Genomic DNA, 16,902 nt, shown 5'->3' with positions numbered 1-16,902 from the left:
GAATATGGACAAGGCAAAATTTACCAGTCAGTCGCCCATCGTAGTAGGATTGGATATCGGTACTACAAAAATTTGTGTTATCGTTGGTCGTAGAACACAACACGGTAAGATAGAAATCTTAGGAATAGGCAAGGCAGAATCGGCGGGTGTAACACGTGGAGTGGTTTCTAACATTCAAAAAACCGTGCAGGGTATTGCTCAAGCAGTTGAAGTAGCAAGCGGACAATCCAATGTAGAGATACAGGTGGTAAATGTGGGTATTGCTGGTCAGCACATCAAGAGCTTACAGCACAGAGGAATTTTAACAAGAAGAGAATTAAACAACGAAATCGGTAAAAAAGATATCGATAAGTTGATTGATGATATGTTTAAACTGGTAATGCCACCGGGTGAGGAGATCATCCATGTATTACCACAGGAATTTACCATAGATAACGAGCCGGGAATCAAAGATCCGATCGGTATGGCAGGGGTTCGCCTTGAAGCTAACTTCCATATCATTTCTGGTCAGGTTACGGCTGTAAAAAACATCATCAAATGTGTAAACAATGCAGGGCTGCAAACTCAGGATTTAATTCTTGAGCCATTGGCTTCTTCTGAATCGGTGTTGAGCGAGGAAGAAAAAGAAGCAGGTATTGCATTGGTTGATATTGGTGGTGGTACTACAGATATTGCCATTTTCCACGAAGGTATTATCCGTCACACAGCAGTTATCCCTTTTGGTGGCAATAGTGTTACCGAAGATATCAGAGAGGGCTGCTCTGTAATGCGTAACCAGGCTGAGTTATTAAAAACACGTTTTGGTTCTGCATTGGCAGAAGAGAATAAAGAAAACGAAATTATTTGTGTTCCGGGCTTACGCGGCCGCGAACCAAAAGAAATTTCGGTTAAAAACCTGGCTTACGTTATCCAGGCCCGTATGGAAGAAATTATTGAGCACGTATATTACGAGATCAAATCTTCCGGATATGAGAAAAAACTGATCGGTGGTATTGTAATTACCGGTGGTGGTGCTTTATTAAAACACTTATCTCAGTCAGTTGAATATGTAACCGGTTTAGATTGTCGTATTGGTTATCCGAACGAGCACTTATCTAAATATGAAGATATGCCTAAAACCATTTATGATGACCTGAAAAGCCCGATGTATGCAACCAGTGTAGGTTTGCTGATCAAAGGAATCCAAAAAGCAGAAGAGTTAATTGAAGAAATGAAACAGCCTGGTGTTTTTGTAGAAAAACCAAAAACAGCCAAAGAAAAAGAGAAACGAGGACCAGGTTTGTTTGATAAATTGCTGGCAAAAACGAGAACTTTCATTCAGGATGACATGAATGTAAGCGATGAAGATTACTTAAAAAGTTAATTATTTTTCCACAAAAGATGAGTTTTCCACATTATCAACAGTTGTGGAAAACGTCTGTTGAAAAAGTGTTAATATTACATTGAGTAATGAACAGAATTTAAAAATTTTTAAACAACTGATTCATAAAGATATGCAGTTCGAAATGTTAAAAGATAAGTCTTCAATCATCAAGGTAATTGGTGTTGGAGGCGGTGGCGGCAACGCAGTGAACCATATGTACCTGTCTGGTATTACTGGTGTGGATTTTATTATTTGTAACACAGATGCCCAGGCTTTGGAATCTAGCCCAATACCTAACAAGGTACAATTAGGTGCTAGCTTAACCGAAGGAATGGGCGCTGGTTCTATCCCTGAGGTTGGTAAAAACTCAGCTATAGAGAATATAGATGATATTAAGGCCATGTTAGGTAGTACAACCAAAATGCTTTTTATTACAGCAGGAATGGGCGGTGGTACCGGAACAGGAGCTTCTCCAATCATTGCGAAAGCAGCTAAAGAACTTGATATTTTAACTGTTGCCATCATTACTACACCATTTTCTTTCGAAGGAAAAAGACGTAGACTGCAGGCCGACGAGGGAATGGAAGAGTTGAAGAAATACGTAGATTCTTACCTGGTCATCTCAAACGATCGCCTGCGCGAAATTTTCGGGAACTTAACCTTAGGCTCCGCCTTTGGTCAGGCCGACGATATTTTAACAACGGCAGCAAAAGGTATCGCAGAGATTATTACAGTGCCAGGTTATATCAACGTGGATTTTAAGGATGTGCGTACTGTAATGAAAGATAGTGGTGTAGCCATTATGGGTAGTTTTGCCGCTGAAGGCGAAGACCGTGCGTTACAGGCTGTAGAAGGTGCTTTGGCTTCTCCATTGTTAAAAGATAATGAAATTGAAGGTGCCCGTTATATTTTATTGAATATTAGTTCTGGTCTGCGTGAAGTAACCATGGATGAGGTTTCGATCATTACCGATTACATTCAGGAGAAAGCTGGTTTATCGGCTGATTTGATCTGGGGTAACTGTACCGACGAATCTTTAAGCGATAAACTTTCAGTAACCATTATTGCTACAGGTTTCCAAACATCAGAAGAACGCGTAAACGAAGAAAAAAATAAAAAGAAAATATCACTTTTAACACCTGAAGAAGCGCCGCTAGTTCGTCCCGTTGAACCAGTAAACTCTTTCATTCAGCCTAAAACAACGCCATCTTACGAGCCAGTTTTAAAAACGAAGGAAGAAGTTTCGCAAGCAGATCTTTTTGGTGGTATGTTCAATAAATCAGAACCTCAAAAAGTTCAGGAGCCAGAAAATAATGTGGTTCGCCATACTTTGATGGAGGAAGAACCTCAGGTAGAAGAGGCACAGGAAACTGGTTTTGAGTTTGAAGTGAAATTAGCTGAAACTAATTTTGTGTTCGAAACACCGGCTGCCCAAATACCGCCAATGCCAGAGCCTGAACCAGAAATCGAAATGCCGGTTGTAGGTTTAGACGATGACAAAAGTGATGAATCGATGGAAGAGCAATTGAAAAAATCTAAAGAACGTATCTTACGTTTAAAAGATTTAAGCATGAAATTGCGCACCACCAATGGTTTACAGGAATTGGAAAACGAACCTGCTTATAAACGCAAACAAATGCAGTTGCAACAAGTTCAGCATTCTTCTGAATCGCAGGTGAGCAGGTTTACTTTAAGCAACGATCAGGATGGTGGTACTGAGATCAGACCTAACAATTCTTTCTTGCACGATAACGTTGATTAAAACAAACCAAATATAATTTTAAAGCCCCGATGTAAAATCGGGGCTTTTTTGGCATAAAATTGGAGTGTTAAAAATCTTAATTAACACCTAAAAGATCATTAGGTTGATTTTAAGACGAATAAAGCTTAAATTCGCAAAATTTTATTATAAAAAACATATAATACATTGGATATATTTGATAAGATAGCAAAGCACATGGGGCCACTTGGCCAACACCAGAAATGGTCTCATGGGTATTTCTCATTTCCAAAATTAGAGGGAGAAATTGCACCTCACATGCAGTTTCGTGGAAAAGAGCATTTGGTTTGGAGTTTAAACAACTACTTAGGCTTAGCCAATCACCCGGAAGTTAGAAAGGCAGATGAAGAAGCTGCTGCAAAATTTGGTATGGCTTACCCTATGGGTGCCCGTATGATGAGCGGTAACTCAAACTATCATGAACAGCTGGAGCAGGAACTTGCAGAATTTGTAGGCAAACCAGATGCATTTTTATTAAACTACGGTTATCAGGGTATGGTATCAATTATCGATACTTTGGTTGACAGGAATGATGTTGTGGTGTATGATGCAGAATCGCATGCTTGTATTGTAGATGGATTACGCTTGCACATGGGTAAACGATTTGTTTACAAACATAATGATATTGAAAGTGCCCGCAAGCAGTTAGAACGTGCTACCAAACTGGTTGAAGAAACGGGTGGTGGCATTCTTTTAATTACCGAAGGTGTTTTTGGAATGAGCGGTGCTCAGGGTAAATTGAAGGAAATTGTTGATCTTAAAAAAGATTTCAACTTCCGTATCCTGGTTGATGATGCGCATGGTTTCGGTACAATGGGTAAAACAGGTGCAGGTACACACGAAGCACAAGACTGTATTGATGGAATTGATGTTTATTTTGGAACCTTCGCCAAATCTATGGCTGGCATTGGTGCTTTTGTTGCTTCAACAGAGCAGATTACCAATTTCTTAAGGTATAATATGCGTTCTCAGACTTTTGCTAAGGCATTACCAATGCCAATGGTAATCGGCTTATTAAAACGCTTAGAATTGCTGAAAAGCAAGCCTGAGTTAAAAGATAAACTTTGGGAAATTGCAATGACCCTGCAAAAAGGATTACGCGAACGCGGATTCGATTTAGGTGTTACCGATTCGGTAGTTACGCCGGTTTTCTTAAAAGGTGAACTTTCTGATGCCACTGCAATTACTTACGATTTACGCGAGAACTATAGCATCTTTTGCTCAATAGTAGTTTATCCGGTAATTCCAAAAGGTATGATCGAACTCCGATTAATTCCTACAGCTGTTCATACACTAGAAGATGTACAACGTACTTTAGATGCTTTTAGCGAAGTTGCTGAAAAATTAGAAAACGGATATTATAAAGAGAATCTTTTCGCTACCGTTTAAGATCAATGAAAATTTTACAAAGCCCTTTAAATACGTTTAAAGGGCTTTTTTGTTAAAGTTGTTTTTGTAAAAATCTGTATTTCAGTTACTTGATGCAATTGTTTTGTGGAAAATATGTTTATAAAAGCATAGAATGTGGAAAAAAACGGCATAGAAGGCTGTTTTTTATTGTTCTAAAAATTTTTTTATTTCGTCAAACACTTTAAATTAGAGTAAGATAATTAAAAACTAAAACCTTAAAGAACCATAGGAGTAATTAAAAATGAAAAAATTCGAAGAAGTAAAAAGTTTAGTGGCAGCTTTAGAAGCTGATGCAGACAAATTTTATAACAAAGGTAACAGCGCAGCTGGAACCCGTATACGTAAAGGTATGCAGGATTTGAAAAATTTAGCCCAAGCCATCCGTTTAGAAGTTCAGGAAACTAAAAACAAAGCTTAAGCGACCAAAATATTATAATGAATTGCCTCAGAATATTTTCTGAGGCTTTTTTGTTTAATAACATCTCCTTATTTATCACTAAATATCATCTTTACTGTAAAATATATAAGACAAATTCGCCATCACTGCATAAGTTTTATTAGCTTTCTTTTCATTTGCTCCAAGTAGTCTTTTATAATACAGATATTAATCAGAATTTTTAATTTACGATATACTGGAAACTTTGTGTTAAGGCAAAGTAAATAGAATGCTTTAGGTGCGCCAATCATTTGGTATGAAGTAATAACATTATTAACAGTATAAGGTGTCAAAGCAATTGCAATACAATAAAGCAGAAAGCGAAGAAGTGGGTTATGTGCTGAATGTGCTCAGCAGGGTACATGCTGTAGATGCTAAATTGAAAGAAGAATTTGAGAACCACCTCTTAAGGCTAAGTATTAAAAAAGACCAAATACTGTTCAATGAGAACGAAGTATGCGAATACATCTATTTTATTGTTAAAGGGGCATTAATGGGCTGCACCACTCATAATAAACAAAAAATAACCACCTATATCTCAGTTGAAAATGATTTTGTTAGTTCCATATCTGGTTTACATGGATCTGGATATTCGCAAGAGTATGTAGTGGCCGTTGAAGATACCCATTTGCTAGCCATGCGTAATGATGAACTCAACCGCCTTTTTTCACATCATTTCGAATTGAATTATATTTTCAGGGTTGTTTTAGAAAAATATTATAAAGATGCGCAGCAAAGAGCACACATTATAAGGGTAGGAAACGCCAAGGAAAGGTATCTGTATTTTGCTAAAACCAATCCAGGTTATTTAGACCGCCTCCCCTTAGCGTTAGTAGCTTCTTTGCTGAATGTTAAGGCTTCAACACTTTTATCCATTAAGAAAAATTTTTCAGAGAAAGACAAAAACAAGGAATTGGAAGAGTGGGGACAAAAGTTAGAATTGCATATTAATAAACATCAATCATTCAGGCATAAAGATGTCAGGCTCCAATCTCTTGCTAAAGAGATTGGTTTAAGCAGTCATAAACTTTCTATTGTCTTGAACAGCTATTTCAATAAGAGCTTTATTGATTATATCAATCAATATCGTGTAAATTGGATTAAAGGAAGCATCCGTAACCCTGATATCATGCAGAACTTTACACTAGAGGCACTCGCCTACAGCGCAGGTTTCTCTTCACGGAGTGCTTTTTATAGCTCCTTTAAAAAACTGGTAGGAATGAGTCCTGTAGAATATTCGAAAACCCTAAATAAAGAAAAACTTTAGCTTAACGTTTTTGTTACAGAAAGGCACTTTTAAGGTGCTTTTTATTGTATAGTTGTGTCGATTTATAATACAGGACAAACTTGCTTCTGTATTATGTGCTATGAGGTGCATGTTTGGCTAATTTCGTGCAACAAACGTAAACTATTATATCTCATAGGCTGATATCGGCCAAAATTGATTAAAACTATGATAAGAATAATGCGTGCAGCAGACTGGGGTGAGGTTAGTGCCATTTATCAGGAAGGAATCGATACTGGTACTGCAAGTTTTAGGACCCCTGATATTTCCTGGGAAAATTGGGATTCGTCACACCTTAAGGCTTGTAGGTTTGTGGCCTGCAAAGGTAAAGAAATTATAGGTTGGAGCGCGCTTTTGCCAGTATCGGCGAATTATGATATTGGTAGGGTGGGCGAGACAGAAGTATATGTTAAACATGGTTATAAAGGCCAGGGAATAGGTTCTTTACTGTTAGATGCGCTTATTAAAGAGAGTGAAAATAAAGGCATTTGGATGCTTCAGGCCGGGATATTTTTGCAAAATTCGGCCATATTGAAAATCTATGAAAAAGCAGGGTTCAGGGTAGTGGGCTATCGCGAAAAAATAGGAAAAGCAAAAGGCGTTTGGCAGGATAACCTGCTGATGGAAAGAAGAAATAAATTGATTGCTTAGCATCTTAAAAAAGTGCTTGTATTATAAAGACAATTTCTCTTCAGATTCTGTCATGTTGAGCCCGTCGAAATACCATTAAACAAGTCCTTCGACAAGCTCAGGATGACAAATCTATATTGTATTCAATCTCTTTTTACCTAATGGATAAATTTATAGTCATCTAAACGGTCTGACTTCACAAAGCGTGTTGATTGTTAGTTGGTTTGTTTGCGTAATTTTTTATTTACACACAAAAAAACAGATTGTCTTCATTTGCCTTTTAGCAAAATCAAACAATCTGTTCTAAAAAATATTAATAGGATAGCGTTTAAGCCACCTCGCTTAGTTTTTCTATCTCTGCAGTAATCGATTTTTCTAACGATTCAGAAGCTTTAACCAATGGCAACCTTACCGTATCGCCACAAACACCTAAATGTTTTAAAGCCGCTTTTATTCCTGCCGGATTGCCCTCCGCAAAAGCCAAACGCGTAAATTCTATTAAGCTTAAATGAGCAGGCAAGGCCGCTTTATAATCGCCGGCTAAACAAAGTTTCACCATATCAGAAAATTGCTTAGGTAAAGCATTCCCGATTACTGAAATAATCCCTGCAGCACCTAAAGCGATCATCGGCAAAGTAACCGGATCATCACCAGAGATTAAAAGAAAGTCTGCAGGTTTATCTCTCATAATCTGGTTAAACTGATCAAAACTTCCTGAAGCTTCTTTGGTAGCGATGATGTTTTTAAAATCATACGCCAGTCTGCAGGTGGTTTCAGCACTCATGTTGCTTCCTGTACGGCCAGGTACGTTGTATAAAATCAAATCTAAAGGAGAAATTTCAGCTAAGTACTTATAGTGCTGATAAATCCCTTCTTGTGTAGGCTTGTTGTAATATGGGCTAACCGATAAAATGGCGCTGTATCCGTTAGTGTCAAAAGATTTAATATCTTCAGCAACAGCTAATGTATTATTGCCACCTATGCCGGCAACTAAAGGTAATCTATTGTTATTAATTTCAGCAGTATAGGCCCACACCTTCTTCTTCTCGTCCTTGGTCATTGTAGCGGTTTCGCCGGTTGTACCTAAAGAAACGAGGTAATCTATCCCTCCGTCTACCAAATGATTAATCAGGTTTTTTAAGCCATTATAATCAACTGATCCATCTGTGTTGAAAGGTGTAACCAATGCTACACCAGTACCCTGAAATTTGTTCATTATATAATTTACTTTTTTGTTTTTACCACGGAGCCACAAAGGACACCGAGGCTTTTATTTTTTGGTTATAAATAACCATTTATAACTCTTTTTATTCCGTCTTTTATTTTTGCCTCATTAAAATTAATAAGTAATCCTAACTTACAATTCGAAAGTTTTAAATAGGTTATTGTTTGTGCAAGATGAACTTCTTTAAGGATGTTCACCGCTTTCACTTCAATAATCACTTTTCTTTCAACCAAAATATCTATTCTGTAATTACAATTAAGCTTTACGTCTTTGTAATAAACAGGAAGATCTATTTGATTGGAAACCTGCAATCCAGCATTAACCAATTCATAAATTAGGCAAGCCTCATACGCCGACTCTAATAATCCTGGACCTGGTTCAACATGAACCTGATAGGCAGCATTAACAATTAATTTAGCAATTTCATTTTCATTCATCCCTTAATTTTTAAAATGTTTCTTAAAGCAATAGGGATGCTATTAATAAATTAACTTTGTGTTCTTAGTGTCTTTGTGGTCAACTAACCATTTATCATTTCTAAAAGTTCGGCATCGCTAATGATCGGAACGTTTAGTTTATTCGCTTTTTCCAGTTTCGATGGGCCCATATTGTCGCCTGCTACCAGGTAATTCAATTTACCCGAAATACCGCTCAGCATCTTTCCGCCATTGGCTTCAATCATGTCTTTTAGCTCATCGCGGCTAAAGTTTTCAAAAACGCCCGAAATTACGAATGTTTTTCCAATAAGCCTATCACTATCAAGTGTAATTGCTTTTTCTTCAATTTCAAACTGTAATCCGGCTAATTTTAATAATTCTACCTGCTGTAAATGCTCAGATTTTCCAAAATACTCAACAATACTCTCTGCAATCCGCTGCCCGATCTCATCAATGGCAATTAATTCCTCTACAGTAGCTTTAGAAAGGTTGTCGATATTCTTGACACCAGCGGCAGTTTTCTTTGCAACTGTTTCGCCAACATATCGGATACCCAAGCCAAAAAGTACTTTCTCGAAAGGCATTTCCTTCGACTTTTCAATTCCTGCAAGCATGTTCTCGATCGATCGTTCTCCGAAACGATCTAAAGTTTTCAGTTGATCTGATTTTTGATGCAGCGTATATAAATCGCTGATGTGCCTTACAAGGCCATGTTTATAAAAGGTTTCAATAGTTTCATCACCGAGCCCATCAATGTTCATGGCCTTGCGTGAGATGAAATGCTGAATTTTTCCAACAATCTGCGGCGGGCAACCTTCATCGTTAAGGCAATAATGAACTGCTTCTCCTTCTCTTCTGATTAATTCTGTTCCACATTCGGGGCAGTTGTGTAAATATTGAACCTTTGTAGCGCCAGGCAATCGCTTATCTAAATTTACCTTTATAATTTTTGGAATAATTTCACCACCTTTTTCTACATAAACGGTATCGCCTTCATGTAAATCTAAACGATCTATTTCGTTCGCATTGTGCAATGTAGCGCGTTTAACTGTGGTACCGGCCAATAAAACGGGTTTTAAATTGGCAACCGGAGTAACTGCACCTGTTCTGCCTACCTGATAAGTTACTTTTTCCAAAATAGTTTCAACCTCTGCCGCTTTGTATTTATATGAAATGGCCCAACGTGGAGATTTGGAGGTAAAACCCAATTCTTGTTGTTGTGCATAACTGTTCACTTTAATTACAATACCATCAATGTCATAACTTAGTTTAAAACGTTCGTTTTCCCAATGGTGGATAAATTCCAGAACTGCATCGATGTTAGAAACTAGTCGGTTATGTTCGCAAACATGGAAACCCCAATCTTTTATGGCATTTAAACTTTCCCAATGGGTTTTGAATTCATTTTTATCGGTGTACAAGAAATAAATAAAACCATCTAATGGCCGTTTGGCCACTTCTTTGCTGTCTTGCATTTTTATAGTCCCCGAAGCAAAATTTCTAGGATTTGCATAAGGGATCTCACCAAGTTCTTCACGGGCAGCATTTAAGCGTAAAAAGGCCGCTTTGTGCATGAAAATTTCCCCACGGATTTCGAAATGCTCAGGTGCTGTAGTCGATTTGATCTGGTGTGGGATGGTGTGAATAGTTTTTACGTTATTGGTTACATCATCACCTTTGGTACCATCACCACGGGTAACTGCCCTTAAAAGTTTGCCGTTTTCGTAAGTGAGGCTAATCGATAAACCGTCAAATTTCAATTCACAAACATATTCGAAATTATCGCCAATGGCTTTACGGATACGTTCATCAAAATCGCGGAGATCTTGTTCATTATAAGTATTCCCCAACGATAACATGGGGTATTTGTGGTTTACGGTAATGAAGTTTTTGGTGATATCACCACCAACACGCTGCGTAGGCGAATTTGGATCGGCAAAATCAGGATTTGCTTTTTCGAGCTCGGAGAGGTGCTTTAATTTTTTATCAAACTCATAATCGCCAATGGTAGGCATAGCCAGCACATAATAGTTATAATTGTGCTGGTTTAGTTCGGCCACCAGGGCATCCATCTCTTCTTTTATTGCAGTTTGCGACATGCACAAATATAAAAAAAGGATGAAAGGGTTTTGTGGTGTGGAAAACAAAAAACTGCTCTGTTTAATCTTTTTTATAACGTTTGGGAGAAATCGTCATTGCTGACGACTTTTTTAGATCTCTCCATTCCGCTGCGTTTCAGGATATAACGATTTCTCTTACAAGTCTAATTTCCCCTCAATCTCCTCAAAAATATCCATGTAATCTTTTTCTAAAACGGTTTTAAAAATCCCAAGTTCAAAAGTCAGCTGCTGCAACTGCTTTTCATTTAACGTTTCAGGCCACAAACGCATACAGATCCTGTTAAGGGCATAACTGATGTTTTCGAGTTTTTGGTAACTCAACAGGTATTTACTGCTGATAAACTTTTCTAGAAAGTTGAAAAATACTTCTGGATTTTTCAGGTTACAGTGCTCCAGAAAATCGCTTAACGATTCTTTTTTTACGGCCTCTAGTTTATCATAAAAATGATTCACCTGAACCAGGTTGTGCGCTACCAATAAATGATCCAATAAAAGTTCTAAGCCAATATGTGCGAGAAATGATGGGCGGACCGCAGTATTTTCGACAATGGGCTTAATGAGCTGTTTAAGTTCGGTGGTTTTCTCGAGGAAAAAATTAGAGGAATGAAAAAGCAGGTCGACAGCTAAATGTCTTTTCCAGCCAAAAAGCAGGTTTTCTTCATCAGGATTTCCCTTAAACAGGAATTCATTCTTCTGTGGGTATAAATTTGCCTCTTTTGCAGCATTTTTAATCAGATCTGGCAAAACCGTTCCCATTACCACATTGGCATCATTATTTGTCCGGTCGAAATAATAATGGGATAAAAAGTTCATCTTGCAAGGTAATGTTTTCTTACATGTTGTAAAACCTGAATTGAAAATATTGACCATAAATCTATATTGTTTTGCAGGCGAATTATGCATAGCTTTAATTGTTCTTAATCGATGCATCATGCCTAATGCTAAAACTTATAGAATACTATCTCTTGATGGCGGTGGTTCCTGGGCGCTTATCCAGGTAAAATGTTTACGTAAACTGTTCGCCGAAACTTTTAACAATCCGGATCCTACAGGGCACGAGGTTTTAGCCGAATTTGATCTGGTATCGGCCAATAGCGGGGGCAGTTTAGTTGCGGCAGCTATGGCCGAAAACCTGAAACTTTCTGAAATAGAAAAAATATTTGATAATGAAAAACTCCGCAGCAAAGTTTTTTCAAGGCTGAGTTTTTTTGAGAAAAGTTTACTGGCAAGTGTGGCAAGGATCTTTAAGATTGGAGCCAAATATGCAACCAAGCGAAAACACACCGCCTTAAAGGAAATTTTGCCCGGAATTGCAAAGATCGATATGACGGATATTCCAGCGCATGTTGCTGTAAACGGGGCAATTAAAACCCAGTTTTTGATTGTTGGATACGATTATTACCGCAATAGGGCCGAGCTGTTCAGGTCTGACTGCGATAGTATGGCCTCAACATCGGTTATTGAAAGGAAGTTAAAAAACTTACCTCCACAGGAGGCAACACCGTCGGATTGTATGGTGAGTCTGGTTGATGCCGTCCATGCCTCCAGTACCGCGCCGGTTAACTATTTTAATGAGCCAGCTACTTTTAAGGTGAATAATAAACCCAAATATTATTGGGATGGAGGGGTTACGGGTAATAATAATCCGGTTTTAGTTGCTGTTACCGAGGCCATTTGTAACAGGGCGCAGTACGGGATCGAGAACGTTCAGGTACTTTCAATCGGTACGGGAACAGTTTTGCAACTGCAATACGATGAGGAAATCCCGGTAAGATATGATGAGCTGAAGACCAAACAAGAAGCACCTGGTCTGATCAGGGATATCCAGAAAATGGGAACGAGTATTTTAAACGACCCGCCCGATACTGCTGCTTTTGTGGCTTATATGATCCTGAACCCCGATATGCCTGCCAAACCGATAGATTTTATCCGCATGAACCCGGCGTTGAGACCGATGTTGCTTGATGATGCCGCGGGCAAACACTGGGATCTGCCAGCAGGGATAAATAAAGAAGAGTATGTGAAGCTAAACACGATGGATATGGATGCGGTGGAAGACGAAGAAATTTTATTGATCAAAAAACTATGTGATAACTGGTTAAACGCAGGAGGTGTTCCAAATCAATCCATCCGAAGTAATTCTAGTCTCGACTGCCTTATCGGTCATGCAGATTTCGAGGCGGCAAAGACCGATTTTAAGAACTGGTTTACAAAACCAACTAATTTGCTTTAAACTAAGCTAAAATTTTATCTTTGCACGCACATTATTAAAGTGTTTGTACAATGACGAATTTTGTTGAAGAATTAAGATGGCGAGGCATGTTGCATACTATCATGCCGAATACTGAGGAAAAGTTAAACGAGGGTATGGCTTCTGGTTATATCGGTTTCGACCCTACTGCAGATTCGTTGCATGTTGGTCACTTAACCCAGATTATGACTTTAATTCATTTTCAAAGGGCAGGGCATAAGCCTGTAGCTTTGGTAGGTGGGGCAACGGGAATGGTCGGCGATCCATCGGGAAAATCTGCAGAGCGTAATTTACTAGATAATTCTGAGCTTAATTATAATTTAAAAAGGATTAAACTCCAACTTAGCAGATTTTTAGATTTTAAAAACGGGAATAATGCTGCTGTAATGGTTAATAATGCGGACTGGTTTAAGAAAATAAATTTTTTAGAATTTATTAGAGACGTTGGTAAGCATATAACCATTAATTACATGATGTCCAAGGATAGTGTAAAAAAACGGCTGAAAGGCAAAACTGGATTATCATTTACTGAATTTAGTTATCAATTAGTGCAGGGTTACGATTTTTACTATTTATGGAAAAATTTTAATTGTTCTATACAAATGGGCGGTTCTGATCAGTGGGGGAATATCGTGACGGGTACAGAATTAATAAAAAGGAAAGAATCTGGTACGGCATATGCTATAACTACCCAATTAATAAAGAAAACTGATGGGACAAAATTTGGTAAAACGGAAAGCGGTGCAATTTGGCTGGATCCAGATAAAACCTCTCCCTATAAATTTTATCAATTTTGGCTTAATTCATCTGATAAAGATGTTAAGAAGTGGATAAAAATTTTCACTCTAAAAAATAAAAAAGAAATAGAATCATTAATTAGATTACATCGTAAAGCCCCACACCTACGTACTTTACAAAAAGCATTGGCCGAAGATATCACAATAAGGACTCATTCAGAAAAAGCTTTAAGAACTGCGATTAAAAGTTCCGAGTTCTTATTTGGTAATGGATCTTTAAAATTTTTTAAAACGTTGAAAAGTAAGCAGGTTTTAGATATGTTTGAAGGTTTACCTCAACATGGAGTTCCAAGATCTTTACTTGAGCAAGGTGTTGATGGTCCTACTTTACTTGCAGATATTACCCCTATTTGTGTTTCAAAGGGAGATGCTAAAAAACTAATTGTTGGCGGAGGCATTGGTATAAATAGACAAAAACTTACAGACCCATTAGAAAAGATAAATTTAGATTATTTATTAAATAATGAATTTATTATTGTTCAAAGGGGTAAAAAGAATTACTATCTAATCTATGCATACTAATTTTTAAAGATAATAGAAGTTTTAATTCGGATGAAACTTCTATTATCTTTTACGTGTCAATTACTTTAGGAATTAATTATATTTTTTAATTTTAAAGATATTATAACATATTCTTAAGCTTTTGAGATAATGTTTTTGTTTAATAAATAGTAATGATTTGAGTGCTGTTTATAAAGTTAATGTACACTTGAGTAATTGGTTTTTGCTTTGCAAAAAAAAAAATTATTCCTGGTCTGGCAGGCGGTCCTTTTCATCCTTCTTGCGGTTAAAACGGTAAACCAATGTTGCGGTGGTTAATCTTCCGATACCCTTAAAATTCGATTCTAGATAATAGATATCTGTTGTGGTAATCTGCTTATCGATAAACGAATCGAAAATGTTGTTTACCGCTAGGGTAACTGAAACTTTATCTTTAAAGAGATCTTTACTGAGGGCAATATTAGCACGATACTGCGCTTTATTGACCGATTGAATATCAGTATTTTTAGCCCTGTAGTTAAAACTGTATTCTATAGAAAAACTCTTCGGAAACTTCATCCGCGAGTTGATACGGGTAAACCAGGTATGGTCTTCAGATCCATATGCTTTATTCTCAAAGGTACCCTGTTGCTTAAAAGCGTAATAGTTAAAATCCCAAGATAACCGCCACCAGGATAGGGGATTATATGTAGTCGAAATTTCCAGTCCGTAACGGTCTTCGTAATCGAGGTTAACAGGGGTGTTCACAAAACCATTAGCAGATTGTTTGAGTATAAATTCAAAATAATTGGTGGCATGTTTGTAGTAAACCGATGGATTGAAAGTGAGTTTCCCCCATCTTTGTAATATACCCAGTTCAAACGAGTTGGTGTACATGGGGTTTAAATCGGGGTTGCCCACTGTTAAGTTTCTGGTATCGGATAAGCCTGAAAACGGATTTAACTGCCAGAACTGTGGCCTGTTTATCCGTCTGCTATAGCTTAAACGGAGATCTGTACTCTTTTGGAGTTTATAGGTAATATTTGCGGTAGGGAATAGATCGATATAATCTTTTGAAGCCTGAAAAGAGCCCTGTCGGTCTGAAATGCCTATATCAGACAGTTCAGCCCTTAAACCCAGCAGGTAGTTAAACTTTTTGAATTTGTTCTCATACTGAAAATAAGCACCATAAATGTTCTCATTGTACTTGAGCTTATTGTCATAAGCTGGAAGCAGTACATCGTCCGCTTTGGCCCAATAATCACTTCTGATGGACCTGATATTCGCCCTTATCCCTGCCTCAAATTTCGAATCACCAGAAAAAGTGCCTACAAAGTCACTTTGAATAAATACCGCATCGCTGCTTTCAATATCTCTTGATGTTAAACGGCTGGTGTTTGTTAAGGCTGGGAAAGTTTTTTGCTGGGTGATGTCCTGGTTTTCATCATCATTCCAGAAAACATATTGTAAACTCGTATTCCATTTTTGATCCTTGTTATTAAAGGTTTTTACATAATTCAGTTCGAGCTGATTGTATTTCTGCGGCTCTCTGTAATTCTCGAAACGGTTAATTGTACTATCGGGTACATTGTTTTTGTTATAATAATTGTACCGGTAACTGGTGGTATCTTTATTCACCAGCAAATCATGATAAAAACTTCCGGTTAAGGTGTTTTTGGAATTGATGTAATAATCCATTCCGAGGTACACATTATAAAGATCATCATTTCTTCCTTGTTCGTTATTTTGTCTTAGTATGGTCTGTATCCCGTTGTTTAAAACGCTTTGGTATCGTTGCTCTGATCCATAGAGGTTCCGGTACCGATAACCGATGTTACTAAAAAGGTTGATTTTTTCGGTTTTATAGCTCAGGTTTAAATTGCCGTTGTAATTTGCCGGATCGCCTACACCTACCTGCACTGAGCCGTTAAAACCACTCAAAGTATTCTTTTTTAATACAATATTGATAATGCCACCACCACCCTGGGCCTCATACCTCGAAGATGGATTTGTAATTACTTCTACCTTTTCGATATTGCTGGCAGGTATCTGTTCTAAACCATTGTTATTGGTCAGCATAGATGGCTTTCCATTAATCAATACCTGTACGCTTCCATTTCCGCGCAGGCTTATCGCGCCATTGGCATCTACATTTACTGAAGGTACATTGTTTAAAATATCATTGGCAGAACCTCCCTTAGAGATCAGGTCTTTGCCTACATTAAATACTTTTTTATCAAGGCTCAGTTCTACGGTGGTCTTTTCTGCTGTTACATCGACCGATTTCAATAACTGAACATCTTCTTTCAGGATAATGTCTCCAAGTTTAAAGCCCTGGGTTATTTCTCTGTTTTCGAGCAGTTGTGTTTTATAGGCAACAAATTCGATTTTAATGTGAAACCTGCCAGACTGGGTGAGGAGCGTAAATTCGCCTTTGCTATCTGTAACTGTGCTTTTTAAAATTTTTTGATCAGTTACCGATAAAAGTTTAATACCCGCGTTTTCGAGCGGTTTTAAGGTTTTTTCATCTATAACCCTTCCGGTAAATTTAACTTCGGTTTGCGCAAAGCTTTTCAGGGCCGATAATAAAAGGAGTAGGAAGCACAATCGCTTGATCTGATTCATGGTTTGTTTTAAATTTCCTGCAATATGGGTATTAGCACAAAGTCAAAATCCGCTTGAAGCCGT

General features: G+C 37.7%; 13 protein-coding genes. 8 read left to right on the top strand and 5 right to left on the bottom strand.

Translation table 11 applies throughout. From position 1 onward, the window contains the following. Positions 1-4: 4 nt before the first annotated feature. From ftsA to ASU31_RS12405, 6 genes are all read left to right on the top strand, one after another. The gene (gene ftsA, locus ASU31_RS12430; protein ID WP_057932619.1) at positions 5-1,363 is read left to right on the top strand and encodes a cell division protein FtsA; all 1,359 of its coding nucleotides are present in this window, start codon (positions 5-7) and stop codon (positions 1,361-1,363) included. Between the two features lie 130 nt (positions 1,364-1,493). Continuing rightward, positions 1,494-3,125, top strand: coding sequence for a cell division protein FtsZ (gene ftsZ / locus ASU31_RS12425; protein WP_057932732.1), 1,632 nt, complete (start codon positions 1,494-1,496; stop codon positions 3,123-3,125). A gap of 165 nt (positions 3,126-3,290) precedes the next feature. Beyond that, positions 3,291-4,532: an aminotransferase class I/II-fold pyridoxal phosphate-dependent enzyme gene (locus ASU31_RS12420; RefSeq protein WP_057932618.1), complete on the top strand. Its 1,242-nt coding sequence runs from the start codon at positions 3,291-3,293 to the stop codon at positions 4,530-4,532. A 262-nt stretch (positions 4,533-4,794) separates the two neighbouring features. Beyond that, a complete protein-coding gene (locus tag ASU31_RS12415) occupies positions 4,795-4,971 on the top strand; it encodes a hypothetical protein (protein ID WP_029278061.1) in 177 nt (58 codons plus the stop codon). A gap of 304 nt (positions 4,972-5,275) precedes the next feature. Continuing rightward, entirely contained in the window at positions 5,276-6,256 is a 981-nt protein-coding gene (locus ASU31_RS12410; protein WP_057932617.1) for a helix-turn-helix domain-containing protein, read from the top strand. Positions 6,257-6,442: 186 nt separating this feature from the next. Further along, positions 6,443-6,925, top strand: a complete 483-nt coding sequence (locus ASU31_RS12405; RefSeq protein ID WP_057932616.1) for a GNAT family N-acetyltransferase — start codon at positions 6,443-6,445, stop codon at positions 6,923-6,925. Between the two features lie 307 nt (positions 6,926-7,232). Here ASU31_RS12405 and dapA read toward each other — a convergent pair whose 3' ends face one another. The 4 genes from dapA to ASU31_RS12385 all read right to left on the bottom strand — a co-directional run bounded on the left by dapA (position 7,233) and on the right by ASU31_RS12385 (position 11,499). Beyond that, entirely contained in the window at positions 7,233-8,120 is an 888-nt protein-coding gene (dapA, locus tag ASU31_RS12400) for a 4-hydroxy-tetrahydrodipicolinate synthase (protein ID WP_057932615.1), read from the bottom strand. Between the two features lie 65 nt (positions 8,121-8,185). Further along, positions 8,186-8,566 (bottom strand): GxxExxY protein, encoded by a 381-nt coding sequence (locus tag ASU31_RS12395; protein ID WP_057932614.1) that lies wholly within the window; start codon positions 8,564-8,566, stop codon positions 8,186-8,188. An 83-nt stretch (positions 8,567-8,649) separates the two neighbouring features. Then, on the bottom strand, positions 8,650-10,665 hold the full coding sequence (ligA, locus tag ASU31_RS12390) for an NAD-dependent DNA ligase LigA (RefSeq protein ID WP_057932613.1): 2,016 nt from the start codon (positions 10,663-10,665) through the stop codon (positions 8,650-8,652). Between the two features lie 156 nt (positions 10,666-10,821). After that, positions 10,822-11,499: an ACP phosphodiesterase gene (locus tag ASU31_RS12385; protein ID WP_057932612.1), complete on the bottom strand. Its 678-nt coding sequence runs from the start codon at positions 11,497-11,499 to the stop codon at positions 10,822-10,824. A 118-nt stretch (positions 11,500-11,617) separates the two neighbouring features. Here ASU31_RS12385 and ASU31_RS12380 point away from each other — a divergent pair, with 118 nt between their 5' ends. Then, entirely contained in the window at positions 11,618-12,919 is a 1,302-nt protein-coding gene (locus tag ASU31_RS12380; protein WP_057932611.1) for a patatin-like phospholipase family protein, read from the top strand. 50 nt (positions 12,920-12,969) lie between these two features. Beyond that, entirely contained in the window at positions 12,970-14,256 is a 1,287-nt protein-coding gene (gene tyrS / locus ASU31_RS12375; protein WP_057932610.1) for a tyrosine--tRNA ligase, read from the top strand. A gap of 222 nt (positions 14,257-14,478) precedes the next feature. On the opposite strand, the gene ASU31_RS12370 is transcribed toward tyrS, so the two are convergent. After that, positions 14,479-16,839 (bottom strand): TonB-dependent receptor, encoded by a 2,361-nt coding sequence (locus ASU31_RS12370; protein ID WP_057932609.1) that lies wholly within the window; start codon positions 16,837-16,839, stop codon positions 14,479-14,481. Positions 16,840-16,902: the final 63 nt, after the last annotated feature.

This window comes from Pedobacter ginsenosidimutans, assembly GCF_001442625.1.
Classification (GTDB): domain Bacteria; phylum Bacteroidota; class Bacteroidia; order Sphingobacteriales; family Sphingobacteriaceae; genus Pedobacter; species Pedobacter ginsenosidimutans.
This window is presented reverse-complemented; position numbering and strand designations above follow the sequence as displayed.